This is a genomic window from Peteryoungia ipomoeae (genome assembly GCF_004912165.1).
In the GTDB taxonomy this organism is placed as follows: Bacteria; Pseudomonadota; Alphaproteobacteria; order Rhizobiales; family Rhizobiaceae; genus Allorhizobium; species Allorhizobium ipomoeae.
The window spans coordinates 18,145-43,471 of sequence record NZ_STGV01000010.1 but is presented as its reverse complement, the minus strand read 5'-3'; the positions used below and the strand labels follow the sequence as shown (position 1 = coordinate 43,471).

Sequence of the window (25,327 nt, the reverse complement as noted above, 5' to 3'; positions counted from 1 at the left end):
CGGCGTTATGCTACAGCCCCCGCTCCGCTTGCATGAAGCGATTGGATTTTCAATCGCTTAGCGGACTAACTCGCGGGTCGACAGTTCTAAGCCCTTCAAAGCGAAAGACATGCCATATCCCCACGAAAGACCGGTATTGTGCTCAACGGTCTACACTTTCAGTGTCGCCTACAGATGACGCGCGATCAGAGACAAGGGTTCGAAAGGGCGGGGCGTTCCTCTGCCAAAAGAGCGTCGATGTTTTGCTGAAGCTGTCGGATACCCTGCTGTTTGAAGCTATGATAAAGCCTGACAATCTCATTGTCTGGAGAGCACTGAAGAGCGACGAATGCAGGCCGCCGGCTGTTGTACTCTGCAAGATCTTTAGCCGTTACATTTGAATTTCGAAATATAAACGCTTCGATACCTTTTAACCCCGATCTGAGGACACTCAAGAAATCAGCATCTTCCATCCGAAAGCATTTTTCCCCTGTATGGAGTGCGCTGGAATACATCATCCATACACATAGGACCGCACCCTTTCCTTGGGAATGTGCCGGCTCTTGGGCGAAGGCGATCGCAGATAGCGGCGCAAGCGATACTACCGCTGCGAGAATTACTGCCCTCGTTCGATCTGTCGCTCCAATCTTCCGCAAAATGCACCTTGTGCCTTTCAGGCAACTTGCTGGTTCGTAAATTTTGGGTTGCAATAGTCCGCCTCCTGCGCCTTAATGGAGTTGTTGAGCATCTGTCGGCCAAGACGCGGAGCACCTTATGGCATTCACGTTGAGCGCGATAACGGGCCTGATAGTTCTCCTGCCCGAAAGCTGGCGTGTTAAAAGAAAATACGGTTGTCCCTTAGCGTTAGTATGTTGGTTAAGTGGTGCAGTAATTTTGGGCTGTTGGCTTTGGGTTTCTATACAACTGCTATCGCAGATTCAAACTAAATTCAGCTATTTTCTAGCTTTACACCTGGTGGCCAATGTCGTTGGTCCCATTGTCGTCTTTTTCTGCATGAGGAGGCGCTATTCAACTACGCCAAGCCTCCTTCCAGCTGCTGGGACATTCGCGGGTCTTACGATCTTTTTCGTGGGCCTATCTTTGAGCGTTATAGGAAAATGATAGGGAGATAACTGTATGACGATATCGTTGGTTGGAAATCGCGTCTTTGGCTATCTCGGCCACCTCCAGTTGGTCCGTGGCTCAGTGGAAACCGAAGTGCAAGCCCCATTCCCTCAGGCTATGCCGTTGTTTGGAACTTGGGATTTTGGCGCCGCATTTGAGAAACCTCACGCAGTTAATGATGTGTCGACCATCGGCGATCCCGCGACATATTCATCAGGAGAGGTCACTTTGGACGACGGGATCGATGAAGAGGGAGCGTGGAGTATCTTCGAGCAAGTGCGTGAGCAACTTATCCCCCTCAATCTTCCTTATGATGTAAACTTCAACAGTAACTCTTATATCAATACCCTTTTGACCGCAATCGGTCATACCGCTGCGGAATTTATGACCTATCCGACAACTGTAACTCTCTACCCAGGCTCCGACAGAGATGTTGCTTCAGGCTTTTGGGGCTTGGAGTATACACTCGTTGGAGGTGGGAACGGCGACGTGATTCACGGTGGTCGCGGGGATGATACGCTCTTTGGTGGCGACGGGGTGGATTTCTTAAAAGGTGGTAAAGGATCGGATCACATTTACGCAAATGTCGAAGGCACACCAGAGGACGCGGTAGCGGACTATCTTGAGGGCGGAGGCGGACGAGACACGTTTCACGTGGGCAACACCGACCTCGAGCAAGGTCTCTTCATCTACAACTCGATCACCGGGGAGACCACATTTAATGAGCAAGCAAGAGGAACGTACGATCTGATCCTCGACTACAGTCGCTACGATAATCTAGCGGTAACATGGTTCGGTGGAACTGATACACCTTTCTCCAATTTCACTGTAACCTCCGCCGAATACACGCTTGGCGGGAAAGATGTTTACTTCGCAGTTTCAGGCGACTTTCAGCTGTCAGCAATTTACGACAGCTATTACGATGAGAATTTGGGTCGTTCCGTTGACGTTATGGTGTTCTGGTATCAGGTCCTCGCTAGGGTAGCGTCGGATGGTGCTTCTTGGGAACTAAATACTCCGTTGTTTGCGATCGAGACGCCTGCTCCTACGGTGGGTAGATTTTCGCTTTCCGAGTTGGTTAATGGTACGCTAGGCGACGATGATCTCATTGGCACCACAGGCGATGACGCAGTTTACGGCGGAGATGGAGCAGATTCTATCAGCGGAGAAGAGGGTGATGATATCCTCTTCGGTGAAAATGGCGATGACGACTTCTATGCCCGAGATGATGATGGCGCTGATAGCTTTGATGGTGGGGCCGGAACTAACAGCATAATATACGAAGGCGACGCGGACCTAGTCTTCGACACTGCCGCAGGTACGATTTCTGCCGCTGGGCAGGCGACTGATAACTTCTCCAATATTTCCGTGTTCTACGGCTCCAACGGCGATGATACGTTTTTGGACAGCTCACAGATGCGTTTCTTTAGCGGTGGAGAAGGGACAGACACTGCCGTACTTTCGGGAAATGTCACCAGTTATCGCATTTATATCGGAGCAGGCGGCTACAACATAGAGCGCGCCGATGTTGACCGCGATGGCAATGCTGACAGTCGCTGGCTTCGATTGGAAGGAGTGGAAAATGTAACAATAGGGGGGGTAGCGATCTCACTCGAGAACGCGATCGTAAATAACATCTCTGGCACATCAGCTAGCGAAACGATTTCTGGGACCGCTATAAGTGACCTCATCAAAGCGGGGGCTGGTGACGACGTGATCTACGGAGGCGCGGGCAGTGACTTGATCGACGGGGGTGAGGGGACAAACCGCGTCGAATACGATGGGGTCCGGTCTGACTACGAATTTTCTCAGAATTCTGACGGCACGGTGTCCGTGGGGCGTGATACGGAGGGGTACGATGTACTCTCCAATATTCATTCAGTTTACTTCAGAGGCGATAACTCGGAATTTTTGATCGGAAATCTGGTATCGATTATACCGGGCGACGCTACTGTAATTGGCTCCACCGCGAGTGATGTACTTTACGGAGGGACATCGGGAGACGTGCTGTATGGCGGGACTGGCGATGATCAACTTCAGGGAGGGGCGGGATCAGACACCTATTCGTTCCAGGCTGGCGATGGAAATGATGTGATCGACGACTGGGGTGATCCTACGTCAATTGACGTTATCAGATTTGAAGAAGGCGTGGATCCTGAGCAGATTTCCGTTATCCGCGGGCTCAGCGATATATGGGATATCGTATTACGAATAGGGCTAAGTGATAGCATTACCATCATAGGCGGCTTCTATCCCGGAGCAACCGTAGTTGAAGCGGTACACTTTAACAATGGCACGCAATGGTCTCTACAACAGCTCCGCGCTGGCTATCTAACTCAAGCTGCAACGGTCGGTGATGACACCATACACGGATTCCTTGAGACAGATGACACAATATCTGGCGCGGCAGGGGCGAACACGATCTATGGCTACAGTGGAAACGATGCGGTTTTCGGCGGAGCGGGTGACGATACGCTTTTTGGGGCAGAAGGAAACGACGTTCTAGTCGGTGACAGTGGAGCCGATTCCCTAATGGGTGGCGACGGCGATGATCGAATTTACGCCGATGCCGATGATGTCTGGTTCAGCGGCGATAGCGGCAACGATACCTTGGTCTACACGGGTGCGGATGATCGCGAAATCTCGCTGGTGCAAGGCAGCTTTGAAAATATTCGCGCAGGACAAGGTAACAACACCGTTTGGGGTGGTGATGAAGCAAATATCATCGAGGGCGAAGAAGGCGATGACACGCTCTTCGGTTTTGGGGGGGATGACATTCTTTTCGGTGGCGCTGGTGCCGACTCCTTGATGGGTGGCGACGGCAATGATGAGATCCACGCCGATGCTGACGACAGCTGGTTCGCTGGAGACGATGGGGTTGATACCCTGATCTACACGAGCAGCGATGCATTCGATTATGCCCTCGCCCAGGGGGAATTCGAAAATGTGAAAGCTGGAGCAGGCGATAACACGATTTGGGGAACGTCTGCGGCCAACGTGATCGATGGGGAAGCAGGCGCGGACACCCTATTTGGCTACGAGGGAGACGATACATTACTAGGCGGCACTGGAGCCGATGAACTCAGTGGTGGAATCGGAGATGACACTTTCGTCTTCAGATCTAATTTTGGCCAGGACACAGTCGTTGATTTCCAAGCTGGCGAATCCTCTGTAGATGCGATTGAGTTCCAAAACACACTTTTCAGCAATTTCACTGAGGTGCTGGCCGCTTCGACCCAAGTGGGATCCGATACCCTCATCACATACGATGTCGACAACGTCGTTACCTTGAGTAACGTAGCGCTGACGTCGCTGCATCAGGACGACTTCCGGTTTGTGGCATAACCTGAATGTCGATGAAATCTCGGAACACTGAGCAGCGGCGGCCATTGGTCGCCGCTGCGTTGAACCAGGTGCGGTTGACGTTTCTTACTGTAGCTGTCGTGAGCGCGGTAACCAACGTGCTGATGCTGACCGGTCCGTTGTTCATGATGCAAGTCTATGATCGCGTGCTGGCGAGCCGAAGCGTGCCAACGCTGGTGGCGCTTTCCCTTCTAGCGGTGGGGCTTTATCTGTTCCTTGGCATTCTAGAACTTCTGCGATCCCGGATCCTGACGCGCGTCGGACAACGGATCGAGGAGGATCTTGGCGATGCCACCTTCCGCGCGGTGATGGTTTTGCCACTCAGGATGTCTCGCAAGGAAGCGGTGTCACAGCCAATCCGGGACCTTGAACAGATGCGGCAGTTCATGGGCGGGCCGGGGCCCGTGGCCATCTGCGACATGCCTTGGCTGCCGCTTTACGTCGGCATCCTCTTCCTCTTCCATCCTCTTCTGGGTTGGCTTGCGATTGCCGGCGCGGTGATCCTGATCGCGCTCACGATCACCAGCGAAATCCTCTTGCGCGATCCGATGCGCCGTATCGCGCAGTTTTCAGCGGCGCGAGCAGAATTCCTCGAGGCTGGACGGCGCAATGCCGAGGCCTTGCAAGCGATGGGCATGCGGGGTGCCTATACCGGCCGCTGGCGCGAGGCGAATGCAGAATACCTGACCGAACAGCAGCGCACGGGCGATGCCACCAGCAGCTTCTCGACAACGTCTAAGATCTTCCGACTGGCGCTCCAGTCTGCAGTGCTGGCCCTCGGCGCGTGGCTTGCAATCAACGGGATGGCTTCGCCGGGAGCCATGATAGCAGCCTCGATCCTGACGGCACGAGCTCTGGCTCCGATCGAACAAGCAATTGGCCAGTGGCGGGGCTTCGTTAGTGCAAGGCAGGCGCGGGATCGACTGTACAAGCTTCTAGAGCAGTTCCGCGAAGATGTCCCGCGCATGGCGCTACCCAAACCGGAGACATCGTTTGCTGTTGCGGGCCTGGCCGTGGTGGCGCCTGGTGCCAATACGCCTATAATCCGCGATATAAGTTTCAGTGTAAGCGCGGGGCAGGGTGTCGGCATCATCGGACCCAGTGGCTCCGGCAAGTCTTCACTCGCGCGGGCGCTGGTTGCTATCTGGCCGCCGGCGAGGGGCAGCGTACGACTTGATGGTGCAGAGCTCAACCAGTGGGATCCGGAGGCGCTGGGGCCTTCCATCGGTTATCTGCCCCAGGGCGTCGAACTGTTCGACGGTACCATTGCCGAAAACATCTGCCGCTTCTCCACCGAAGCGACGCCGGACAAGATCATCGAGGCGGCAAAGCTTGCCGGCGTGCATGATCTCATCCTCACGATGCCGGACGGCTACGACACGCGGATTGGCGCAAGTGGCGCGATCCTATCGGCCGGCCAGCGGCAGAGGGTCGGGCTTGCGAGAGCGCTATTTGGTAAGCCGTTCCTTATCGTACTCGACGAGCCTAATGCAAGCCTTGATGCGGAGGGCGAGACAGCGCTGACAAATGCCATGCTGGCACTGCGGGAAGCGGGATCAATCGTCATTGTAATAGCGCATCGACCGAGTGCGCTTGCGGCGGTCGATCAGGTTCTGGTGGTGGCGCAAGGCGCAATGGTCACCTTCGGGCCGCGCGACGAGGTGTTGCGAAAGACGACCATGCGGGCGGTGGGCGAGAAATGACAGACAGACAAAGCATGACGCCGATCGCGCGTTCGATCCGCAACTATTCGCTCTTGGCCTTCGTGACCATTCTGATCCTGGTGATCGGCTTCGGCGGCTGGGCCGCAACGGCGAAGCTTTCCGGGGCCGTGATAGGTCACGGTGTCGTGGTGGTGGATGGCAATGTCAAACAGATCCAGCACCGGGCAGGCGGCATTGTCGGCGAAATCCTCGTTCGCAACGGTGCTCGCGTCGCGGTGGGTGATCTCCTGATCCGGATGGATGACACGATCACGCGCGCTAACCTTGCCATAGTCACCAAGCAGATCGATCAACTGTCCGCCCGAAGACTGCGGCTTGTCGCAGAGCGTGATGGGCTTGCTGCCATGGCCATGTCTGACATCCGCGAAACGGAAGATGGTGGGAGTTATGTCCGTGCCGAGGAGGCACTGTTCGCAGCACGTCGGGAGACGCTTCAGAGCCAGCAGAGTCAGTTGCAACGGAGGATCGACCAGATTGGGCAGGAGACCGATGGGCTCACTGTGCGGCTGAAGGCGAAGGAGCAGGAACTGTCCTGGGTCGAACAGGAGCTCGTGCGGGTGCGCAGCCTCAGCGGTCAGCAACTCATCCAGTTCAACCGGCTGGCCGAACTGGAGCGTTTGAAGGCGCAACTCGATGGAGAGAGGGGGCAGCTGATCGCCGAGATTGCCCGGGCAGGCACACGGGTCACCGAGACCGAACTGCAGATCCTCCAGCTGGACCAGGATCGCAGGACTGAGATCGTCACGGAGCTTCGCGATGTCGACAACAAGCTTGCGGAACTTGAGGAGCAACAGATCACTGCCGAGGACGAGCTGAAGCGCATCGAGATCCGTTCACCCCAGGATGGGATCGTGCATGAGCTTGCCGTGCACACGATCGGTGGCGTGGTCGCGCCGGGCGAAACTGTGATGCAGATCGTGCCCAGCAATGACAGTCTCGTCGTTGAGGCGCGTATCCTGCCGGCCGATATCGACCAGCTTCACCCGGGGCAGGATGCCGTCCTGCGCTTTTCTGCCTTCAACCAGCGCACGACGCCGGAGGTTTTTGCCAAGGTGGAAACGGTCGCTGCCGATCTCGTGACCAATCCCCAGACCGGAGAGGCCTGGTATTCGATACGGACGCGGATCCCGGCCGAAGAGATGGCCAAGCTCGGAAATCTCACGCTGCTCTCGGGCATGCCGGTAGAGGTGTTCGTCAAGACAGGTGAAAGAACGGCGATGTCCTATCTGCTGAAGCCACTATCGGACCAACTGGCGCGGGCGATGACGGAGGACTGAGCTTTGCGCGCGGTTCCCAGCGTGGCTTGTGTTGAATTCCGTTCACGGCGACAATGCTGGCCGCATTCACTCGGAACCCTAAATGCGTCGTTTGGTCGCCGAATTTGTAAGTTCCATAATTTAACGTTACTCTACAGCACGCGCACCGATTGCATGAAGCCATTGGATTTCAATCGCTTGTCAGACTAACTCGCGGATCTACGGTTCTGATCCCATCAAGGCGGAGACGACTGGCATGGTCCAGACAGTCATGCAGACCTTTGGATCGTGCAAGACGTGAACCAACAGTGCACCTGATGAACCATGCTCCCATGCACAACTAGGCGAGCGGGTAAGGCGCGTTTGATCGTCAGCGCCGTTGCAGCCAATCATTCAGCGCCTGCCGGATTGCAAGATCTGCGGGCACCGTCTGATCGAACGCCCACCAGGTGTGCGCACCCTGCCAGAGAGCGGCCATCTGCCAGCCTAGAATATCCGCCTCCTGCGGGTCCGAAGACAGCCGTCGTCCCAGTGCCGAGACCAATGCGCGTCCCCACGCCGCGCCCCTTTCCCGAAGTCTTGGGTTTCGGATGTCTTCTCGCAGGAGAAGAAGACCATCAGTTGCATCACGTTCAGCCGTGTCAGGAGACATAAGGCGCAGTAGAAGCTTGATGGCTCCCTCAGGCGACAGATCCTCGTCGTCGTCTGCGGCCTTCGTCTCCGCATCCAGGCGGTCCCAGGCCTGTGAGAGGATTGCCTCCACCATGCGCTCACGGTTGCCATAGCGCTGCACCAGTGTCGCTGCAGACAAGCCTGAGGCCTTCGCCGCAAGTGCAAAGGTCAAACCGTCAGGTCCTGTCTTCATCATCAGCTCGAATAAGGTGTCGAGCACCTGTTTATCAGGGATTGTCTTGCGTCTCGTCATGTCGACATATAAACGTACGTTCGGTTATAAATCAAGGAGGCGCCGATGGCAAAAATCGTCGGGTACATTGCAACGAGTCTCGATGGCTACATTGCAGATGAGAACGACAGGCTCGACTGGCTGTTCAAGTACGACGGTATGGACTTGGGCGAGCATGATTATCGCATCTTCGTGAAGGGAATTCGCACAGTCGTCATGGGTCGTGGCACCTACGACTTCATTGCGAAAGATCCCGCACCTTGGGCCTATGGCGAGCAGCAGGTGATCGTCGTAACCTCACGGCCGATCGAAAATGCCAAGGGCATAATTGAGATTAGAGACAGCGTCGACGACCTCATAGCCGAGCTTCGTGCTCTCGATGATGGTGACGTCTGGATGCTGGGCGGGGGTATGCTGCAGATGGCGTTTATGGAACGTGGCGCACTTGATGAGATCGAGATCTACATCATCCCCGAGCTGCTCGGCGGTGGTCGCCCTCTTTTTCCGCCGACCGGCTTCAGGTCGAGCCCGGAGCTGATCAGTGCAAAGACGCTCGACCAGGGATGCGTCCGGCTGCATTACCGGTTCTCGTCCTCAATCAAAGCGACCTAACATTGCCGTCTCTGGTATGCATTGGCTAATATTGGATTGAAAGACTGGTGTCCGATCAAGTCCATGAAGCGTTCAGTGGCGATCTGGGTTGCCGGATCGCCACCTGATGCCAGAGCTACAGCCTTCTCGGCGACGTCCGCTACCTTTGGGGGGAGAGGCGAAGACGGCGTGGCTGGCCATTTCACGCTCCAGATCAGGATTGATGGTTCTGTCTTCGGTCGCGAGAGTGATCCAGCTCTGCTTCGTCTTCCAAGCGGGATCCTCCATTTTGGCCGAGGGGCCTCTTTCGAGGCGAAAACCTGCGATCTTGCCAATACTTTTCAGGCGAGTCACGCTGGGCCTCTTAAATATGGGTTGTTCTGCGTTCAGTCCGCTTCAGGAAGAGTTTTCCATGAAATCCCCGGATTATAAAGAAATGTGAAAGATCGTTCTACGTTTCGACTCGATCGCATTCTTTTATCGGAATACTGAGGACGATGTGAATTCTTAGGCGGTGCGGGGTAGAAAGCGATGGAGATCAAGGAAACGCCGGATTTATGGGTCCTACGCAAAAAGAAGCGTTTGCGGATTCCCGACGTCAAACAGTATGCAGCAGAGTATGCTGCGAAAATAGATGCGGAGATCACGGACGCCGGGCTGGAGATTGATGGCCCGTGGCTGTTCATATCCCGCAACCTGCCAAAGGACAGCAAAACTTTCTTCGATTGGGAAATATGCCGCCCGGTAAAGAAGACAGAGCGCTACGAGGGCAAGCTGGAGCTTGTTCATCTGGAGCCGATTATGGTGGCGACTAAAGTGCACCAAGGGTCACTGCGAACGCTCTTCACAAAGGGGTATGCGCCGCTTATCGCCGAAATGGATATGTCCCGCTATATCTACTCAGGCGAAAGCCGGGAGATATATCATGGCTGGAACGGCCCCGGGGCTCCATATCACCACATCGAAATCCAGTTTGGCCTGGCGCGTTGAACCTTTCGCAAAAATCCGACATGATCGTGTCCCACGGAGTGGTGTAGCTTAGACGACCACGGCTCATCCCAGAGGGCCGGATGATTGTCAGCTTGCGGCTGGCAGGCTGATGAGCGGATCATCGCTCATCGTGGCGATGGTCTCAAGTGTCATGTAGCGGGATCGCTGGACAGCCCACTCGTCGTTTTGTTCGAGGAGCAGCGCTCCCACGAGCCTGACGATTGCGTCATCGTTGGGAAAGATGCCGACGACCTCTGTGCGGCGCTTAATCTCGCCGTTGAGGCGTTCGATCGGATTGGTGCTGTGGAGCTTGGTCCAGTGCTGCCTGGGAAAGGTCATGTAGGCGAGCACGTCCTGTTCGGCACTATCCATCAGCGTGGCGAGTTTCGGCACCTTGGGCCTGATCTGGTCGGCGACGTTACGCCATTGGGTGCTTGCCGCCTCCGGGGTGTCCTGGGCAAAGGCAGTGGCGATGAAGGCGGAGACGACCCGCCGTCCGCTCTTGCCGGCATGGGCCAAGGCATTGCGCATGAAGTGAACCCTGCACCTCTGCCAGGTGGCTGAGAGCACCTTCGACACTGCTGCCTTGATGCCTTCATGCGCATCGGAGACGACGAGCTTGACGCCGCGCAGGCCTCGTCTGGTCAGCTTGCGTAGGAACTCGGTCCATATCGCTTCTGCCTCAGATGTGCCGATTTCCATGCCGAGCACCTCGCGTCGGCCATCGGTGTTCACACCCACGGCGATGATGACCGCGACAGAGACGATGCGACCGCCGCGACGAACCTTCAGGTAGGTGGCATCGATCCAGAGGTATGGCCACTCGCCCTCGATGGGGCGGTCGAGGAAGGCTTTGACCTTGTCATCGATCTCTTCGCAGAGCCGGGATACCTGGCTCTTGGAGATGCCCGACATGCCCATCGCCTTGACGAGATCATCGACTGAGCGGGTTGAAACGCCTTGGATATAGGCTTCCTGAATGACTGCCGTCAGGGCCTTCTCGGCCATGCGGCGCGGCTCCAGGAAACTCGGGAAATAGCTGCCGGTGCGAAGCTTCGGAATACGCAGCTCGACGGTGCCAGCCCGTGTCTCCCAGTCTCGATCGCGGTAGCCGTTGCGCTGGGCAAGTCGGAAGCCGTTCTTCTCGCCATAGCCCGCGCCGGTCTTCGTCCCGACCTCCAGCGCCATCAGCTTCTCGGCAGCAAAGCCGATCATCTCGCGCAGCAAATCGGCGTCGGCGCTCTTCTCAACGAGTGAGCGCAGGTTCATCATGTCGTCGGTCATCGGTGGTGTCCCTCAGGTTGGTCATAAGCAACCCGACCCTACCGGAAATCACCGATGGCTATGAAATCCAGCTACACCACTCCATGGGACACGATCTCCCGACATTTTAGAGGTGCATTTCGCGGGCCAGTTAGAAATGCGGCACGGGCATCGTGGATTAGCCCCCCAACGCGACCGGCTGCGCCGGGTTGCAACTGAAGGGGGTAGACGCGCTTTCTCACGGAACGATGCGCCAAGAGCCGTCAACATGCGATCGCCACGGCATCCCGCAACCACATGTGGGCCGGGTCGCCGCTGCGTCGTTCATGCCAAACTTGGACGAAGGCAAAGGGCGGTATCTGAAATGGTGGATCGAAGAGGATCAGCGACGTGTCGTCTTTGAATGGCGCAAGAGCATTGCGCGCAACGGTCAGGACCAAATCCGTCCCTTGGATCAGCCGCGGCGCGTTTCCCCAATGCGGCAGCGTCACCGCAATGCGGCGCCGATGGCCCATGACGTGCAGGGCCGTGTCGATCTCGGTGTTTGCACCGTCTGTCATTGCGACAAGGACATGGGGACGAGAAAGATAGGTTTCTAGATCGAGCCGGTCCTTGCCCGCCATTTTCTGCCGGTCCGCAAGGCAGGCGAAATGCTCGATAGCAAGCTCAGCGGTTTCGAGGCGTTCGGGAAGATCGGGGAAGACGCCGAGCGCGAGATCGCATTCGCCGTCCAGCAGCAGCCGAAGCATGGCTTCCCGGCTTGCTTGTTTGACCACCACATCAATGTTCGGCGCTTCAAGCCGCAGTCGTTGCAAAAGCCCGGGAAGGACCATGGCAGAGCCGTAATCGGACATCGCAAGACGAAAGGTCCGTTTCTCCCGCTGAGGGTCAAAGCCGCCCGGGCCAAGTACTTCCCGCATCTGCCGCAGCGCTTCGCTGAGAACCGACGCAATCTCCAGCGCCTTGGAACTAGGGACAAGCTGCCCACCACGGCGGATCAGCAAGGGATCATCGAACAGCAGTCGTAGTCGCGCGAGCGCGTGGCTGACGGCGGGTTGGCTCATATTGAGCCTGGCGGCCGTACGCGAGACATGCCGTTCGGCCAGGAGAACATCAAGGACCACCAAGAGATTGAGGTCGATGCCGCGAAGAATATTCGTGCTATGCATAAACGCGATATTACATCGGAATTTCCATCGACAAAGTAAATAGTGCACCTTCTATGCATCGGAGGTTTCCCCCATGCAGACCAATGCACTTTTTCTCATTTTTGCCGCCGTTATCAGCGGTGCGGTCGTTCCGTTTCAGGCCGGGGCCAATGCGGCCCTCGGACGGACGCTTGGCCATCCACTGTGGGGCACGCTCGTATCCTTATGCGTCAGCTTTGCCTGCATCGTGCCCGTCATGGTGTTGGCGAAAGTACAGGCGCCTACCCCTTCGTATCTCGCCCAAGCGCCGCGCTGGATATGGATCGGTGGAGTTGTCGGCGTCGTCTATATAACTGGCGCACTCATGCTTGCGCCGAAGCTCGGTGCTGCCGGCTTCATCATGGCGGCCATCGCCGGGCAGATGCTGGCGTCAATTGTCATTGACCAGTGGGGCCTCGTCGGCCTGCCGCAAAAGCCTGTCTCGTGGTCGCGTCTTGCAGGTCTCGGCCTGATTATCCTCGGACTGCTCGTAATGCAGCTGCAAGCGCTGGGCTTGAAGCCGCATGCCAGTTCGTGAAAGCACGAACTGCGCACCGTAAAATCTAGGAAAGATCAATGTTGAAACTGCTTCATATCGATTCCAGCATCCTCGGCGATCAGTCCGTAAGCCGTGTACTAGCCGCGGCCATCGTTCATCGAGATCTGGTCACCCGCCCTCTGCCACATCTGACTGCCGACGACCTGCTTCCCGCCGCCCCGGCAGTCATCGGTGAAGGCGTTCTCAGCGAGTTCTTGGCGGCCGATGTCATCGTCAATGGCGTCGCGCTTTACAACTTGGGTGTCTCAAGCCAGCTCAAGGCATGGATTGACCGGATCGTGGTTCCAGGCCGAACATTCCGCTGCACACCCCATGGCCCCGAAGGCTTGTCAAGAAACAACCGGGTCATTCTCGCCGTGGCGCGCGGCGGGACTATCGAACGGGCAACGCCTTGGCTCCGGGCGAACACGCCGAGGCCTACCTTCGTTCTATATTCGGATTCATTGGCGTAACTAAGCTCGAGGTGATCGCCGCAGATGGCCTCGCCATCAGTAGGCACAAAAAGAAAGCAGCAGGCAGGCCGCGATGAACACCATTTCGACCCTCGATATTTGCTGTAAGGTCTAATTCTGCGCGTGGGGCCGGCCAGCCTTCTCCGCGTCACTCCACCACGCGCCCAACCGGGCAGGTATTTAGTCCCAGAATGCCCAATTGGCGGTGTAGGAATTTGGCTTGCGCGGCATTGGCGGAACTTCGACCGCACGAAGCTTCGCTCCCTGATCCATCGCGCATGCGTCAAAAGCCTCGACAGCGGTGGGCAGATTGGGTGGGTCCGCCCCAAGCCTACTTACACAAGCAGTGAACGCCCGTTGCCCCACCATAGAAGCAGCAAATGGCAGGCCGAAAGCCATGATAAGGCCCACTCCAACCAAATATAGAAATAATCTCATTTTTCATTTCTCTTAAACAAGCGCATCGTTTAGTTCCATAATTCTACTGCGCCAGCAGAACCCATCTCCCAATGCATAGGTTACCACACCGATTTGTCCCCGGTTCAATTCCAATCAACCGCAAGACGTTGCGGAATAGCGGGGCCAACAGCTGAACTCCATTCAAGGCCTTTCCGTTTTTCAGCCATATGGGCGACGGTTGGGTTTTGTTGGCGGTATGACTGGCTGCCGGCCAAGGACCGAACCCTTGGTCATGATGAAGGAAGACGTAGCGTCCGTTCCATGCTAGCGCCAAGCTGCAGTACCACCGCCATCGCTCCGACGGCGACCAGTGCGAGCCAGCCCATCGAATAAGTGCCGCTGATCTGATAGCTCAGCCCGCCAAGCCAGGCGCCGAGGAAGGCGCCGATCTGATGGCTGAGGAACATCACGCCGAAGAGGGTGCCGAAGTTGGCGGGCCCGAACAGGCTATTGATGATCCCGCTGATCGGAGGCACGACGCTGAGCCACAGAAAGCCCATCGCGGCAGCGAAGATGAGCGTGGTCTCTACAGTGACGGGCAAGGCGAAAAACAGCGCTATCGACAGGGTGCGCAAGAGATAGATCATTGCCAGCACAGGCCCGTTTCCCCAGCGTTGGCAAAGGTATCCCGCAAGCAGCGTGCCGAAGGCATTGCATATGCCGATCAAGGCTAGCGCATTGGCGCCGACGGACGGGGGCAGGCCGCAGATAGCGATGAAGTTTGGCAGATGGGTAGCGATGAAGATCAGCTGGAACCCGCAAGCGAAGAAGGCCAGGGTCGTGATGACAAAGCTGCGGTTCGACAGGGCTTGGCCAATCGCGCGGCGGGCATTGGGGCTCGCCGGCGCGCCTGTGGCGCGTGGCGCGTTGCGGCGGAACAGAAAAGCCATTGCCGTCAGGGAGGCCGCCAGCAGCGCAAGCCCCGCCAACGCGGTTTGCCAGTTCCATCGCCCGATTATCGCCTGGGTCGCCGGCGCTACGACAAAGGTTCCGAGCGATCCGACCGCTGCGAGTATCGATACGGCTGTGGCGCGGATCGCAGGAGAGGCGAGCCGCGAGATGATGCCGACCAGCACGCCGTGTGATGTCGCCGCCACCGCAAGTCCGATCAGAAGCCCGCCGCCGATATAGAGGCCGAGTGCGCCGCCCGAGACCATCATCGCCAGACCGGCGCAATAGAGGACGGCGGCCCCAGCCACGACGAGGCGCCCGCCATACCGGTCGCAGATAGCGCCCATGAAGGGCTGGCCGATTCCCCAGGCCAGGTTCTGCATCGCCATTGCGAAGCCGAAGGTCGCGACAGTGACCGCACCCCCGCGCACCATGGGCTCCATGAAGAGCCCGAGGCTCTGGCGAAGTCCCATGGACAGCGACAGGATCGATCCTGCAGCGACGAGCGAGATCAGGAGGGCCGGCGTCCAGTCCGCGCTGGTCCGTTTTGACATGTGATGTTCCCCTTGCCGAAAATGCCGACCTTAGGCATCCGCATGTCAGAAGACATTCACTAGTCGGTATACTGGCGCTCGCCAGTCTTCAGGTCAGCTTCGGATGGAGAGGCGGGCCTCGCCCCGCGATGATGCCCCCTCGTTCATATCGCTGGCGACAAGGCTGGCTGCGGCCTCCCCGGCCGACATGGCGTAAGATGTATCTCCGTGAATGAGCATATAGGCGATCGCGCCTTCGATCATCATGGCGATATGCAACGCCAGCGGCCGCGGGTCTCGCGCCCCACCGTCACGCAGTTCTTGTTCCAGCCAAGCGGCAAAGCGTTTCTTGTGCCGCGAGGCCATCAGGACCGCCGGATGTCCCGGCTGACCGGCCAATTCGACGGCCGCGCGGGTGAAGCCGCAGCCACGCCATCTGGGGTTCCGGGCGTGATCGGCAAGGGCCGCGAACATGCCCTCCACGCGCTCGGGCAACGGTCGGCCCCGATCGCCCAGCCATGTGCGGTAGCGTTCCACGGTCGCGCTGTCGCGCGCCTCCAGATAGGCGGCGATCAGGGCATCCTTGCTTTGAAAATGGTTATAGAGCGTGCGTTTCGTCACGCCGGCACGCTCGGCAATCGCATCGACACCCACGCTGCGCAGCCCGTGTTCGTAAAACAGTGTCTCTGCCGCTGCGATGATGCGGGCTGCCGTTGTTTCGGTCATGTCGATCTGTCCTCCGGGTAATCAAACCGCATCCTGAAATCCGCATGGTTATGCCTGCAGCGGGAGAGAAAGACGATCTTGCCGCGATCCACCCTGCATCTTCAACCCTGCAACTTGCAGCCACGGTACTCTGATCCTAACCTGTCGCCTTGTCTGTCGGCTGGAGGATATGCTTATAACTTTCACGGGATCGCTGTCGCTTTTCCTGGCCATGATCGCTCTGGCCGCTTTGCCCAGTTCAAGTGTGGCGCTCGTTGTCGTTCGCTCGGCAACCCATGGCGTGCGCCATGGCATTGCAGCCTCGCTGGGGATCGCCATGGGGGACCTGGTCTTTGTCGCTCTGGCCGTCGTCGGGCTGGCCGCGATGGCCGAGGCAATGGGGACATTCTTTACAGTGCTGCGCTATGCCGCCGCAGCCTATCTTGTCTGGTTCGGGATCAGCTTGATCCGGAGCGAGCCTGCCGCGTTGAGTGGCTCCGCCGCGGCGGGCGGGCCGGGCGGTCTTTGGATCAGCTTCGCCGCCGGGATCGGGCTGACACTCGGTGATGTAAAGGCGATCCTGTTTTATGCGGCGCTGTTCCCCGTCTTCGTCGACCTGACCGCCGTGACGATAACCGATATCGCCTTGATTGCGGCCATCACGGTGATTGCAGTTGCGGGCGTGAAGATTGGCTATGCGGTGACCGCTGCCACGATCGCAAAAGCTTCTCAGGGATGGCCCTACCGCCGCGCGGCGCAACGGGTTGCAGGTGGCGCGATGATCGCTGCGGCCTGGGCTTTGGCCTTGAAATCCTAGAGCCTGTTGCAATCATCCCCGCTGGGAAACTGATGGCTGAGGGTAGGGTCTCAAAGGTGGCCGACGGTTCATATCCTTTCAAGGCGAATGCTATGACCGCTTAGCGCTCACAGGAGACAGCATATGAGTCCCAATGAACGGCTGGAACGGGACCAGCAGCACGGCCTCCGCTCACAACAGCATAGGATCCAAGCTGCAGTCGTGCCTGCCAGTTTTCAGCGCGGCGTGCTGATTGCACAACTCTCATCTGCTGCCCAATCGGCAAAACTCAGATAGTAGACATTCACATCGCTCCGCCCTGCAACCACGGCGGCGAGTGCCGCAAGTGCAGCGCGACCGCCACCGTTGCAGTGGCTGACGATCGGCAGATCACCGCTCAGGCCGGCCGCATCCAGGAGGTTTTCAATCTCGCGGGCGTCGCGCAGACGCTGCCCATCCAATAGCACGTCATGCGAAAGATTGATGGCACCCGGCAGATGTCCGCCGCGTGAGTTTCCCTTCAGATCCTCGCCGCGATACTCTGCACCGGTGCGTGCGTCGAATATCTGCACGTTTTCCAGCTCACCTCTGAGGGTGAACCTGTCCCTCAGTCCCACGCGACCTGAGCCGGGCCGGAGATTCAGAGGGGTCGAATGAGGAGCCAACTGCTCCGGTACTTGGTTCAGTGCGGATAACCCGCCATTGAGAACGGCCACGGGCAGCCCGAAATATTGCAGAATAAACCAGACACGGGCAGCCTCGGTCATGCGGCCATCGTCGAGCACGACAGTCATAGCGTCCGGTCCGACCCCGAGTGCCTGAAGCTCACGATGCCAAAAGGTGAGGTCGTCAAAGCCGCTCTGGCTGCGCTTGGCGGTCTCGATCCAGTCATCAATTGGAACGCTGGCAAGTCCGTCCGCTCGTTCGCCGCCGCCCGGCACGTAAAGCAATCGTAGCGGCGAAAGCATCTGAAGCTCGTTGGCGCTGATGAGAGGGGCGTGGTCCATGGTCTTCTCCAGTCTGCGGGCCAAAATGGTTGCGACGTTGGCCCCTTGTCCCCGGGCTTCATTCTGCCCATCGCTATTGAACAAGGATTGACCTCGAAACTAGAGGATGGTTTATCGGATGTCGATAACGAAATCGGACAGTGCCTCCATGTCGAGCCGTATGGACCACCATGATTTGCTCTCGGGCCTGGTTCGGCTGCATATCCTGCATCACGCAGCGCAGCATCCGGTCTATGGGCAATGGATGATCGACGAACTGGGCCGACACGGCTACCGCCTGTCTCCCGGTACGCTGTATCCGATGCTATCGAAGATGGAGCGGGACGGCTACCTTTCCAGTACGACTGAGCGCGACGGGCGCACATCACGAAAATTCTACGCCATCACGGATCTCGGGCGCGAAGGCCTGGCGGTCGCCAAGATCCAGTTGAAAGAACTCAAGGGAGAGGCTGGAACCTCATGACGGATAGCGCGATCACGACCGAGACGAAGATGCCGGAAGGCACGCCATCGGAAGTCTTCACCACCTTCCTCAAACTCGGCCTGACATCCTTCGGCGGTCCGATCGCTCACCTTGGTTATTTCCGGGAAGAACTCGTCAACAGGCGCGCATGGCTTTCCGACCACGCTTATGCCGATCTGGTAGCACTATGCCAATTCCTGCCCGGTCCTGCCTCCAGCCAGGTTGGTTTTGCTCTCGGCATGATGCGCGCGGGCTGGCTTGGGGCGCTTGCAGCGTTCACAGCCTTTACCCTACCGTCCGCGCTGATCCTCCTGGTGTTTGCCCTCTCGGCTGCAAGCATATCCGGGCCAATTGGAACGGGCGCGCTGCATGGTCTCAAAATCGTCGCCGTCGCCATCGTGGCGCAGGCGGTCTGGGGCATGGCAAAAAACCTCTGCCCGGACAAGGAAAGGGCAGCGATCGCGGTCCTGGCCGTCGCGATCCTTGCTTTCCTCCCGGGTGCCTTCGGTATGGTTGGAGCGATCCTCGCTGGCGCCATTGCAGGTCTTCTCCTCGGCCGTGGCACCGGCACGCCCTTGAGCGGCCATGTGACGATGCCGGTATCACGCCGGGGCGCGGCTGCGGCACTCATCGCCTTTTTCGGCCTGCTGGTGGCGCTGCCCTTGCTTGCCAAGTACGGCCAAACATTCGCCGTCGCCGACAGCTTCTACCGCGCAGGATCACTGGTGTTTGGCGGCGGCCACGTGGTCTTGCCCCTTCTCGAGGCCGAAGTCGTCCAGCCGGGCTGGGTTACACCTGACGCGTTCCTCGCAGGTTATGGAGCCACTCAAGCCGTCCCCGGACCGCTGTTCACCTTCGCCGCCTATCTGGGTGCTGTGCTCGGTCCCGAGCCGAATGGTATCGCAGGTGCGATGATCGCGCTTCTGTCGGTTTTCCTGCCTGGCTTTCTGCTTCTCGTCGGCGTGCTACCGTACTGGGATCGCTTCCGCTCGATGGCGACGGCGCAGTCCGTGATGCAGGGAGCAAACGCTGCTGTCGTCGGCATCCTCGCTGCTGCACTCTATTCCCCTGTGTTCACCAGCGCGATCGGCAACATGCGTGACTTCACGCTGGCGCTTCTTTGTTTCGTCCTGTTGATGGCGTGGAAGCTTCCGCCGTGGATCGTCGTAGTTGTAGCCGCAGTCGGTGGCGTGGGGTTGGCCGTGATTGACTAGGACGGCCTTGCCGAAACACCATCAATGCGAGCCGAATAATGCGATCGCCTTCATCGGATATTCGTCTCCTGATCCAGGAGCTTAGGCGGACTGCACTTCGACCGTGACGTGAGAGAGATCGTGAATAGCGGCCAACTTGGCTTTGTAGGCTGCGACGGGTAGCGGTGCTGGTGAACGGAGCGCGACGATGGCTCCATGATGTCCTGGACCGAGCTGCCAGACATGCAGATCGACTATCTCGTCTCCTTCGGTCTCGATGATGTCCCGAATTTCTTGCGGTAGATCCTCATGCGGCGGAAGATAGTCAAGCAGGACAGCGCCCGTATCCCGCATCAAACCCCACGACCAACGTGCAATCACCAGACCGCCGACGATACCCATAGCAGGGTCCATCCAGTTCCAGCCGTAGAGGCTTCCAAAAATCAGCGCCGCGATCGCGAGAACCGAAGTCAGGGCATCTGCTAGCACGTGAAGATAGGCAGCACGGAGATTGTTGTCGGTAGCTGCCGCATGATGATGCCCGTGGCTGTCACTGTCATGAGAATGATGGTGGTCGTGTCCATGGTGGTGATGCGAGTGATCGTCACGCAGTAGCCATGCGCACAGCAGATTCACACCGAGACCTACCACCGCCACCGAGATTGCCTGCGGGAAATCGATCGCTACCGGACTGTAGAGGCGCATCAGGCTCTCCCAGCCGATCAATAGCGCAATCAGCGCCAGGACGACTGCACTGCCGAAGGCCGCAAGGTCACCGAGTTTGCCTGTGCCGAAGGTAAACCGTGGGTTATGGGCATTCTTGCGGGCGAACATATAGGCGAGGGCTGCAATCAACATAGCGGCCGCGTGCGTCGACATGTGCCAGCCATCGGCTACAAGTGCCATCGATCCGTACAGCGAGCCGGCGGCGATCTCGATCACCATCATGGTCGCAGTAATCACAATCACGAGCCAGGTACGGCGCTCGTTGCGTGCGTGGTCGTCACCGAGGAAAATGTGCTCGTGAGGGGACTGAAGGCGAGTGTCCGCGGTCATTTCAGATAGGTCCTGATGGCATCGATGAGTTCAGTCGCACCCTGTGCTCGAGCCTGATCGGGATCGGTTTGCGGGTTCGAAACGTGCTCGCGGATGTGGTCTTCGATCAGTTCTCCGGTCAGCCCAGTGACAGCACCCCGAATAGACGCGACCAGGTTCAAGACCTCACCGCAAGAGGCATCGCTCTCCAGCGATCGTTCCACTGCCTCGATCTGTCCCTTAAGCCGTCGAACGCGGGCGAGCAGCTTGTCTTTGTGCTTATTGGTATGGCTCATACCATAGAGGGGTACCCTATATTTGCTATTGCCGCAAGCTTGCGCTTCGGGGCACTTGACCTTCCCATCATGGGAAGCTGCAAGCTTGATTTCCGGTTGACCGACATCAATCCGCAAGGGCTCGAAAACGCCTATTCTGGTAATATCGAGAGAGAGAAGGTGATGAGTGGTATTTTGAGGCTACAGAATTGGGTCATGCTGACCGTCGCCTTAGTGGCGATGACGCTTCTGTTCGCGTCCACCCAGTCACATGCCGGTCCACCGCCCTGCTCGTCTCAAATCCTCCATGCCGGCGGTGAAAACCATATCCAGATAGACGGCCAGACGGATATGGACCACTCGGCCACGCATGACTGTTGTGCGCAGGCCTGCACGCTGTGCGCTCCGTCGTTCTCAGTGATGTCGCTGTTTGCTGAAAAATTCGCCCGTGTGCTTGTCCCTATCACTGCGTGCTCACCCCTTCAGGGGCAGATCCCTTCTCCCGCACGTCATCCCCCTCGAACCGCTGTCTGAAGAAAGCGCTTGATGCGCAATTTCATTTCAACAGCAGCGGTCGTCACGACGGCCGGATCGAGAGAAACATCATGTATCGCAGAGACTTTCTGAAATCGCTCGCCTTGGGTTCCGTGGCCCTGTCCCCCCTCGGCCATGCCTGGGCAAACTCCGCCACACAAACGAGCGAGCTTGTGATCGGTAAACGGACCCTGGACGTCAACGGCAAGGCTGCTTCCGTCTTCGGACTGACCGACAAGGCCGGAAACGCCGGGCTGGTCCTCAACGCGCCCTCGGACTTCGACGTTCTTCTTCGCAACGAAAGCGACGAGGAGACGCTCATCCACTGGCATGGGCTTACGCCGCCTTGGGATTTGGACGGGGTGCCGGGAAACCCAGCTGCGCTGCTTCCGCCTAAGGAAAGCCGGGCCTACAATTTTCCCTTGCCGAGAGGCGGTACCCATTGGATGCATGCCCACACTCTGCAGGAGCAGAGCCTGCTCGCGGCACCCCTGATCATACGAACCGCCGAGGATCTTGCCCGCGACGAGCAAGAGGTCATCGTGCTCCTGCATGATTTCTCCTTCAAGTCGCCCGAGGAACTGCTTTCCGACCTTCAGAGCGGTGGCGGTCATGCCATGCCCTCCGGACACGGAGATATGTCCTCCATGATGAACATGCATGGTGGCCATCAGATGGGCTCGGCTGAAACTTCGGCGGGGCCTCATATGATGACGGGCATGGACCTGAACGACATCGAGTATGACGCCTATCTCGCCAATGACCGGACGCTCGATGACCCCGAGATCGTTAGGGTAGATCGGGGCGGCCGCATCAGGCTGCGCATCATAAATGGCGCCACGGCAACCGCCTTCACGATCGATACTGGCGAACTCGAGGGCGAGCTGATCGCTGTCGACGGGATGGACGTCGTCCCGGTCCGCGGCCGTCAGTTCCCCTTGTCGATGGGCCAACGGGCCGACATCCGTCTGGCCTTGCCGCCTGCCGACGGGGCATATCCTATACTGGCTCTGCGGGAAGGGGCCAGTGAGCGCACTGGCGTGATCCTCGCCACCGCCTCCGCACGAGTGCAAAAGCTTGAAACCACTGCGGCAGCCAGGGGCCCGGTTCTTGACCTTTCGCTGGAGCAAAGCCTTCAAGGCCTGACACCGCTGGCACGGCGCGCTGTTGATCGGCAGTTTGCGCTGATGCTGGGCGGTGACATGGCGACCTATCGCTGGTCCATCGAAACCGACAGCCCCATCGAAGTCCGCAGCGGACAGCGCATTCGGATTTCCATGCACAACATCTCGATGATGGCCCATCCGATGCATCTGCATGGCCATCACTTCCAGGTCACAGAAATCAACGGCAAGAACATTTCCGGCGCTATGCGGGACACTGTGATGCTGCCGCCCATGGCGCGTGTATCGATCGAGTTCGACGCAAATAATGCAGGCCGTTGGCCGCTACATTGCCATCATCTCTATCACATGGCGACGGGCATGATGACATTCGTCGACTATGTCCAGCAGGGTTAAAGGAGGGCGAGATGAACAACGCAAGTCACGCGCATCACCACCACCACGGACATTCGCACGATCCGGCAGCTTCTTCATTCAAGCCCGGTGGCCCGAGCATTGTCAAAGCGTCGATCTACACCTGCCCCATGCATCCCCAAATCCGCCAAACGGAGCCCGGCAATTGCCCCATCTGCGGAATGGCGCTGGAACCGGAAGTGGCGACCCTGGAAACGGGCCCCAGTCCGGAACTTGTGGACATGACCAGACGGTTCTGGATCGGCCTCGGCCTCAGCATCCCGGTGCTTGCCTTGGAAATGGGTGGGCATCTCACGAACCTTCATATGATACTGGGGCAACAGACATCGAACTGGCTGCAGTTGGTGCTCGCGACACCTGTTGTCCTTTGGTCCGGATCGCCCTTCTTCGAACGCGGCTGGAAATCCTTGGTGACGCGCCGCCTGAACATGTTCACCCTGATATCGATGGGAACGGGTGCTGCCTGGATATACAGCGTTGTCGCGACCGTTGCGCCTGGACTGTTTCCGGTCACGTTCCGCGCAGAGGGAGGTTCGGTCGCCGTCTATTTCGAGGCTGCTGCCGTCATCACGGTCCTGGTCCTGCTTGGTCAGGTTCTGGAGCTGAGGGCGCGCGAACAGACGGGCGGTGCCATCCGCGCGCTTCTCGATCTGGCACCGAAGACCGCACGGCGCGTGCGCGCCGATGGTATAGATGAGGATGTCGGTCTCGACGCCGTGGCTGTTGGCGACCGCCTGCGCGTTCGACCGGGAGAGAAGGTGCCAGTTGATGGCTTGCTTCTGGAGGGCCGAAGCTCCGTTGACGAATCCATGATTACGGGCGAATCGATGCCCATCACCAAGGATGTCGGGTCGAAGCTGATCGGCGGGACCATGAACCAGACCGGTGGTTTCGTCATGGAGGCTGGCAAGGTCGGCAGCGACACCATGCTCTCACAGATCGTCCGCATGGTCGCAGAGGCCCAACGCTCTCGGGCACCCATCCAACGTCTCGCCGATGAAGTCTCGGGCTGGTTCGTTCCGGTCGTCATTGGGGTGGCACTCGTCGCGTTCGCTGCCTGGATGACCTATGGGCCGGAGCCTCGTTTCGCCCATGCCTTAGTGGCGGCAGTTGCCGTTCTTATCATCGCCTGCCCCTGTGCCCTCGGGCTTGCAACGCCCATGTCGATCATGGTCGGCGTCGGTCGCGGGGCGAGCCTCGGCGTGCTGATCAAAAACGCCGAGGCCCTGGAGCGCTTCGAGAAGGTCGATACGCTGGTCGTCGACAAGACAGGCACTTTGACGGAGGGGCGACCCGAGGTGACAGCGATCGCCGCGGTCGCAGGCATATCAGAATCCGAATTGCTGCGGCTCGCGGCCACAGTCGAGCGTTCAAGCGAACATCCGCTGGCACTGGCAATCGTCAATGCGGCCAACAACCGTGGCATCGCTCTGGGAGATGCTACCGACTTTGACAGTCCTGTGGGCAAAGGCGCGACAGGCGTGGTCGAAGGCAAGCGGCTGATCCTCGGCAGCCACCGCATCATGGAGGAAGAAGGTGTCGACGTTACCGCGATGACTGCAAAGGCAGAAGAGCTTCGTAACGAGGGCGCAACGGTCATTTTCATCGCTATTGACGGCCACTTGGCAGGTCTCTTTGCCATTGCCGATCCCATTAAGGCGACGACACCGGATGCGGTGAAGGCGCTCATCGAAGACGGTATTCGCGTCGTCATGCTGACGGGCGACAACAAGACAACCGCTCTTGCCGTAGCACGCCGCCTCGGGATCTCGGAGGTGGAAGCGGAAGTCCTGCCTGAGGACAAGAGCAAGATCGTCTCGCGGCTGCGCAGTGAAGGCAGGATCGTTGCCATGGCGGGCGACGGTGTGAATGATGCTCCTGCACTGGCCGCAGCAGATGTAGGTGTTGCCATGGGAACCGGAACCGACGTTGCCATCGAGAGTGCCGGTGTCACCCTTCTGAAGGGAGACCTTCAGGGCATCGTCCGGGCAAGGCAGATGAGCCGCGCGACGATGCGCAACATCCGGCAGAACCTCTTCTTCGCCTTCATTTACAATGCGGCAGGCGTGCCGGTCGCGGCGGGCGTCCTTTATCCCGTCTTTGGTCTGTTGCTCTCACCGATCATCGCGGCGGCGGCGATGGCACTGTCTTCGGTCAGTGTGATCGCCAACTCTCTCAGGTTGAGGAGCATGAAGATATGACGGCCAACCGCACGCTCCTGCTGATGGGCGCATCTCTGGCCCTGATCCTGGTGTTCTACATCCTTCGTGAGCACTGGGGGCACGTGCTTGGTTATTTGCCCTATCTGATCTTGTTGGCCTGCCCGCTCATGCACCTGTTTCATCGACATGGCGGTCACGACCATAGGGATCACCGACATTGAATAGCGAGCGACCGGCATCCGGCACGATGAACTTGTCGACGATTGCCGAAAGGTTATTTCCTGCTGGAATCTGGCTGCGCGCAGCGCCCCGAGAGGCGGCCTTCAGCCTTTCCCCGCAAAAG

Annotated in this window: 22 protein-coding genes and 2 pseudogenes; 14 read left to right on the top strand and 10 right to left on the bottom strand. The window is 58.3% G+C overall.

Annotated features, from left to right (window positions below):
- Positions 1 to 185: 185 nt before the first annotated feature.
- Entirely contained in the window at positions 186 to 452 is a 267-nt protein-coding gene (locus FAA97_RS20430; RefSeq protein ID WP_136600422.1) for a hypothetical protein, read from the bottom strand.
- A gap of 664 nt (positions 453 to 1,116) precedes the next feature.
- Here FAA97_RS20430 and FAA97_RS20425 point away from each other — a divergent pair.
- From FAA97_RS20425 to FAA97_RS20415, 3 genes are read left to right on the top strand one after another with little or no spacing between them, the layout of a single operon-like run.
- A complete protein-coding gene (locus FAA97_RS20425; protein WP_136600421.1) occupies positions 1,117 to 4,449 on the top strand; it encodes a calcium-binding protein in 3,333 nt (1,110 codons plus the stop codon).
- A gap of 5 nt (positions 4,450 to 4,454) precedes the next feature.
- Complete coding sequence (locus tag FAA97_RS20420) at positions 4,455 to 6,170, top strand: type I secretion system permease/ATPase (protein ID WP_246041606.1); 1,716 nt, start codon at positions 4,455 to 4,457, stop codon at positions 6,168 to 6,170.
- Positions 6,167 to 7,468 carry an HlyD family type I secretion periplasmic adaptor subunit gene (locus FAA97_RS20415; RefSeq protein ID WP_246041605.1) on the top strand — a complete coding sequence of 434 codons (1,302 nt, stop codon included), beginning with the start codon at positions 6,167 to 6,169 and terminating at the stop codon, positions 7,466 to 7,468. Before FAA97_RS20420 ends, FAA97_RS20415 begins: the two co-directional genes overlap by 4 nt.
- 349 nt (positions 7,469 to 7,817) lie before the next feature.
- On the opposite strand, the gene FAA97_RS20410 is transcribed toward FAA97_RS20415, so the two are convergent.
- Positions 7,818 to 8,372: a TetR/AcrR family transcriptional regulator gene (locus tag FAA97_RS20410; RefSeq protein ID WP_136600420.1), complete on the bottom strand. Its 555-nt coding sequence runs from the start codon at positions 8,370 to 8,372 to the stop codon at positions 7,818 to 7,820.
- Positions 8,373 to 8,417: 45 nt separating this feature from the next.
- On the opposite strand from FAA97_RS20410, the gene FAA97_RS20405 reads away from it, so the two are divergent.
- Complete coding sequence (locus FAA97_RS20405; RefSeq protein ID WP_136600419.1) at positions 8,418 to 8,963, top strand: dihydrofolate reductase family protein; 546 nt, start codon at positions 8,418 to 8,420, stop codon at positions 8,961 to 8,963.
- A gap of 107 nt (positions 8,964 to 9,070) precedes the next feature.
- Here FAA97_RS20405 and FAA97_RS21345 read toward each other — a convergent pair.
- Positions 9,071 to 9,277: pseudogene (locus tag FAA97_RS21345) on the bottom strand (alpha/beta hydrolase); the annotation flags it as partial.
- A gap of 196 nt (positions 9,278 to 9,473) precedes the next feature.
- Between FAA97_RS21345 and FAA97_RS20395 the strand changes: the two are divergent.
- Positions 9,474 to 9,932, top strand: coding sequence for a GyrI-like domain-containing protein (locus FAA97_RS20395; protein WP_136600418.1), 459 nt, complete (start codon positions 9,474 to 9,476; stop codon positions 9,930 to 9,932).
- An 87-nt stretch (positions 9,933 to 10,019) separates the two neighbouring features.
- On the opposite strand, the gene FAA97_RS20390 is transcribed toward FAA97_RS20395, so the two are convergent.
- Complete coding sequence (locus tag FAA97_RS20390; RefSeq protein WP_136543890.1) at positions 10,020 to 11,216, bottom strand: IS256 family transposase; 1,197 nt, start codon at positions 11,214 to 11,216, stop codon at positions 10,020 to 10,022.
- Between the two features lie 242 nt (positions 11,217 to 11,458).
- A complete protein-coding gene (locus FAA97_RS20380) occupies positions 11,459 to 12,412 on the bottom strand; it encodes a LysR substrate-binding domain-containing protein (protein WP_246041604.1) in 954 nt (317 codons plus the stop codon).
- A gap of 25 nt (positions 12,413 to 12,437) precedes the next feature.
- Between FAA97_RS20380 and FAA97_RS20375 the strand changes: the two genes are divergently transcribed.
- The gene (locus FAA97_RS20375) at positions 12,438 to 12,920 is read left to right on the top strand and encodes a DMT family transporter (protein ID WP_136600416.1); all 483 of its coding nucleotides are present in this window, start codon (positions 12,438 to 12,440) and stop codon (positions 12,918 to 12,920) included.
- A gap of 41 nt (positions 12,921 to 12,961) precedes the next feature.
- Positions 12,962 to 13,470 (top strand): annotated as a pseudogene (locus FAA97_RS20370) (FMN-dependent NADH-azoreductase).
- Between the two features lie 612 nt (positions 13,471 to 14,082).
- On the opposite strand, the gene FAA97_RS20365 reads toward FAA97_RS20370, so the two are convergent.
- Together FAA97_RS20365 and FAA97_RS20360 are read right to left on the bottom strand one after the other, a co-directional pair.
- Positions 14,083 to 15,297: an MFS transporter gene (locus tag FAA97_RS20365; RefSeq protein WP_136600415.1), complete on the bottom strand. Its 1,215-nt coding sequence runs from the start codon at positions 15,295 to 15,297 to the stop codon at positions 14,083 to 14,085.
- Positions 15,298 to 15,390: 93 nt separating this feature from the next.
- The gene (locus FAA97_RS20360) at positions 15,391 to 16,002 is read right to left on the bottom strand and encodes a TetR/AcrR family transcriptional regulator (protein ID WP_136600414.1); all 612 of its coding nucleotides are present in this window, start codon (positions 16,000 to 16,002) and stop codon (positions 15,391 to 15,393) included.
- A gap of 169 nt (positions 16,003 to 16,171) precedes the next feature.
- On the opposite strand from FAA97_RS20360, the gene FAA97_RS20355 reads away from it, so the two are divergent.
- On the top strand, positions 16,172 to 16,798 hold the full coding sequence (locus tag FAA97_RS20355) for a LysE family translocator (RefSeq protein WP_136600413.1): 627 nt from the start codon (positions 16,172 to 16,174) through the stop codon (positions 16,796 to 16,798).
- Positions 16,799 to 17,013: 215 nt separating this feature from the next.
- On the opposite strand, the gene FAA97_RS20350 is transcribed toward FAA97_RS20355, so the two are convergent.
- Complete coding sequence (locus FAA97_RS20350; RefSeq protein WP_136600412.1) at positions 17,014 to 17,784, bottom strand: sulfurtransferase; 771 nt, start codon at positions 17,782 to 17,784, stop codon at positions 17,014 to 17,016.
- Positions 17,785 to 17,902: 118 nt separating this feature from the next.
- Between FAA97_RS20350 and FAA97_RS20345 the strand changes: the two genes are divergently transcribed.
- Together FAA97_RS20345 and chrA are read left to right on the top strand one after the other, a co-directional pair.
- Positions 17,903 to 18,247 carry a PadR family transcriptional regulator gene (locus FAA97_RS20345; protein WP_425467440.1) on the top strand — a complete coding sequence of 115 codons (345 nt, stop codon included), beginning with the start codon at positions 17,903 to 17,905 and terminating at the stop codon, positions 18,245 to 18,247.
- The gene (gene chrA / locus FAA97_RS20340) at positions 18,244 to 19,461 is read left to right on the top strand and encodes a chromate efflux transporter (protein ID WP_136600411.1); all 1,218 of its coding nucleotides are present in this window, start codon (positions 18,244 to 18,246) and stop codon (positions 19,459 to 19,461) included. Before FAA97_RS20345 ends, chrA begins: the two co-directional genes overlap by 4 nt.
- An 81-nt stretch (positions 19,462 to 19,542) precedes the next feature.
- Here chrA and dmeF read toward each other — a convergent pair whose 3' ends face one another.
- Positions 19,543 to 20,496 carry a CDF family Co(II)/Ni(II) efflux transporter DmeF gene (gene dmeF, locus FAA97_RS20335; RefSeq protein WP_136600410.1) on the bottom strand — a complete coding sequence of 318 codons (954 nt, stop codon included), beginning with the start codon at positions 20,494 to 20,496 and terminating at the stop codon, positions 19,543 to 19,545.
- Positions 20,493 to 20,771 (bottom strand): metal/formaldehyde-sensitive transcriptional repressor, encoded by a 279-nt coding sequence (locus FAA97_RS20330; RefSeq protein ID WP_136600409.1) that lies wholly within the window; start codon positions 20,769 to 20,771, stop codon positions 20,493 to 20,495. Before FAA97_RS20330 ends, dmeF begins: the two co-directional genes overlap by 4 nt.
- Before the next feature lie 96 nt (positions 20,772 to 20,867).
- Between FAA97_RS20330 and FAA97_RS20325 the strand changes: the two genes are divergently transcribed.
- From FAA97_RS20325 to FAA97_RS20310, 4 genes are all read left to right on the top strand, one after another.
- Complete coding sequence (locus tag FAA97_RS20325) at positions 20,868 to 21,284, top strand: hypothetical protein (protein ID WP_136600408.1); 417 nt, start codon at positions 20,868 to 20,870, stop codon at positions 21,282 to 21,284.
- A gap of 71 nt (positions 21,285 to 21,355) precedes the next feature.
- Positions 21,356 to 22,804 (top strand): multicopper oxidase family protein, encoded by a 1,449-nt coding sequence (locus FAA97_RS20320; RefSeq protein ID WP_136600407.1) that lies wholly within the window; start codon positions 21,356 to 21,358, stop codon positions 22,802 to 22,804.
- 11 nt (positions 22,805 to 22,815) lie between these two features.
- Positions 22,816 to 25,023 (top strand): copper-transporting P-type ATPase, encoded by a 2,208-nt coding sequence (locus FAA97_RS20315; RefSeq protein WP_136600406.1) that lies wholly within the window; start codon positions 22,816 to 22,818, stop codon positions 25,021 to 25,023.
- On the top strand, positions 25,020 to 25,205 hold the full coding sequence (locus FAA97_RS20310; RefSeq protein WP_136600405.1) for a DUF2933 domain-containing protein: 186 nt from the start codon (positions 25,020 to 25,022) through the stop codon (positions 25,203 to 25,205). The genes FAA97_RS20315 and FAA97_RS20310 overlap by 4 nt, the downstream gene beginning before the upstream one ends.
- Positions 25,206 to 25,327 lie beyond the last annotated feature (122 nt).

Coding starts and splice junctions, on each gene's coding strand:
- FAA97_RS20425 (WP_136600421.1), top strand. CDS start 1,117: ATGACGATATCGTTGGTTGGAAATCGCGTCTTTGGCTATCTCGGCCAC.
- FAA97_RS20365 (WP_136600415.1), bottom strand. CDS start 15,297: ATGTCAAAACGGACCAGCGCGGACTGGACGCCGGCCCTCCTGATCTCG.
- chrA (WP_136600411.1), top strand. CDS start 18,244: ATGACGGATAGCGCGATCACGACCGAGACGAAGATGCCGGAAGGCACG.
- FAA97_RS20395 (WP_136600418.1), top strand. CDS start 9,474: ATGGAGATCAAGGAAACGCCGGATTTATGGGTCCTACGCAAAAAGAAG.
- FAA97_RS20390 (WP_136543890.1), bottom strand. CDS start 11,216: ATGACCGACGACATGATGAACCTGCGCTCACTCGTTGAGAAGAGCGCC.
- FAA97_RS20345 (WP_425467440.1), top strand. CDS start 17,903: ATGTCGATAACGAAATCGGACAGTGCCTCCATGTCGAGCCGTATGGAC.
- FAA97_RS20405 (WP_136600419.1), top strand. CDS start 8,418: ATGGCAAAAATCGTCGGGTACATTGCAACGAGTCTCGATGGCTACATT.
- dmeF (WP_136600410.1), bottom strand. CDS start 20,496: ATGACCGCGGACACTCGCCTTCAGTCCCCTCACGAGCACATTTTCCTC.
- FAA97_RS20310 (WP_136600405.1), top strand. CDS start 25,020: ATGACGGCCAACCGCACGCTCCTGCTGATGGGCGCATCTCTGGCCCTG.
- FAA97_RS20410 (WP_136600420.1), bottom strand. CDS start 8,372: ATGACGAGACGCAAGACAATCCCTGATAAACAGGTGCTCGACACCTTA.
- FAA97_RS20415 (WP_246041605.1), top strand. CDS start 6,167: ATGACAGACAGACAAAGCATGACGCCGATCGCGCGTTCGATCCGCAAC.
- FAA97_RS20430 (WP_136600422.1), bottom strand. CDS start 452: ATGGAAGATGCTGATTTCTTGAGTGTCCTCAGATCGGGGTTAAAAGGT.
- FAA97_RS20330 (WP_136600409.1), bottom strand. CDS start 20,771: ATGAGCCATACCAATAAGCACAAAGACAAGCTGCTCGCCCGCGTTCGA.
- FAA97_RS20320 (WP_136600407.1), top strand. CDS start 21,356: ATGTATCGCAGAGACTTTCTGAAATCGCTCGCCTTGGGTTCCGTGGCC.
- FAA97_RS20355 (WP_136600413.1), top strand. CDS start 16,172: ATGCTTATAACTTTCACGGGATCGCTGTCGCTTTTCCTGGCCATGATC.
- FAA97_RS20360 (WP_136600414.1), bottom strand. CDS start 16,002: ATGACCGAAACAACGGCAGCCCGCATCATCGCAGCGGCAGAGACACTG.
- FAA97_RS20375 (WP_136600416.1), top strand. CDS start 12,438: ATGCAGACCAATGCACTTTTTCTCATTTTTGCCGCCGTTATCAGCGGT.
- FAA97_RS20315 (WP_136600406.1), top strand. CDS start 22,816: ATGAACAACGCAAGTCACGCGCATCACCACCACCACGGACATTCGCAC.
- FAA97_RS20420 (WP_246041606.1), top strand. CDS start 4,455: ATGTCGATGAAATCTCGGAACACTGAGCAGCGGCGGCCATTGGTCGCC.
- FAA97_RS20350 (WP_136600412.1), bottom strand. CDS start 17,784: ATGGACCACGCCCCTCTCATCAGCGCCAACGAGCTTCAGATGCTTTCG.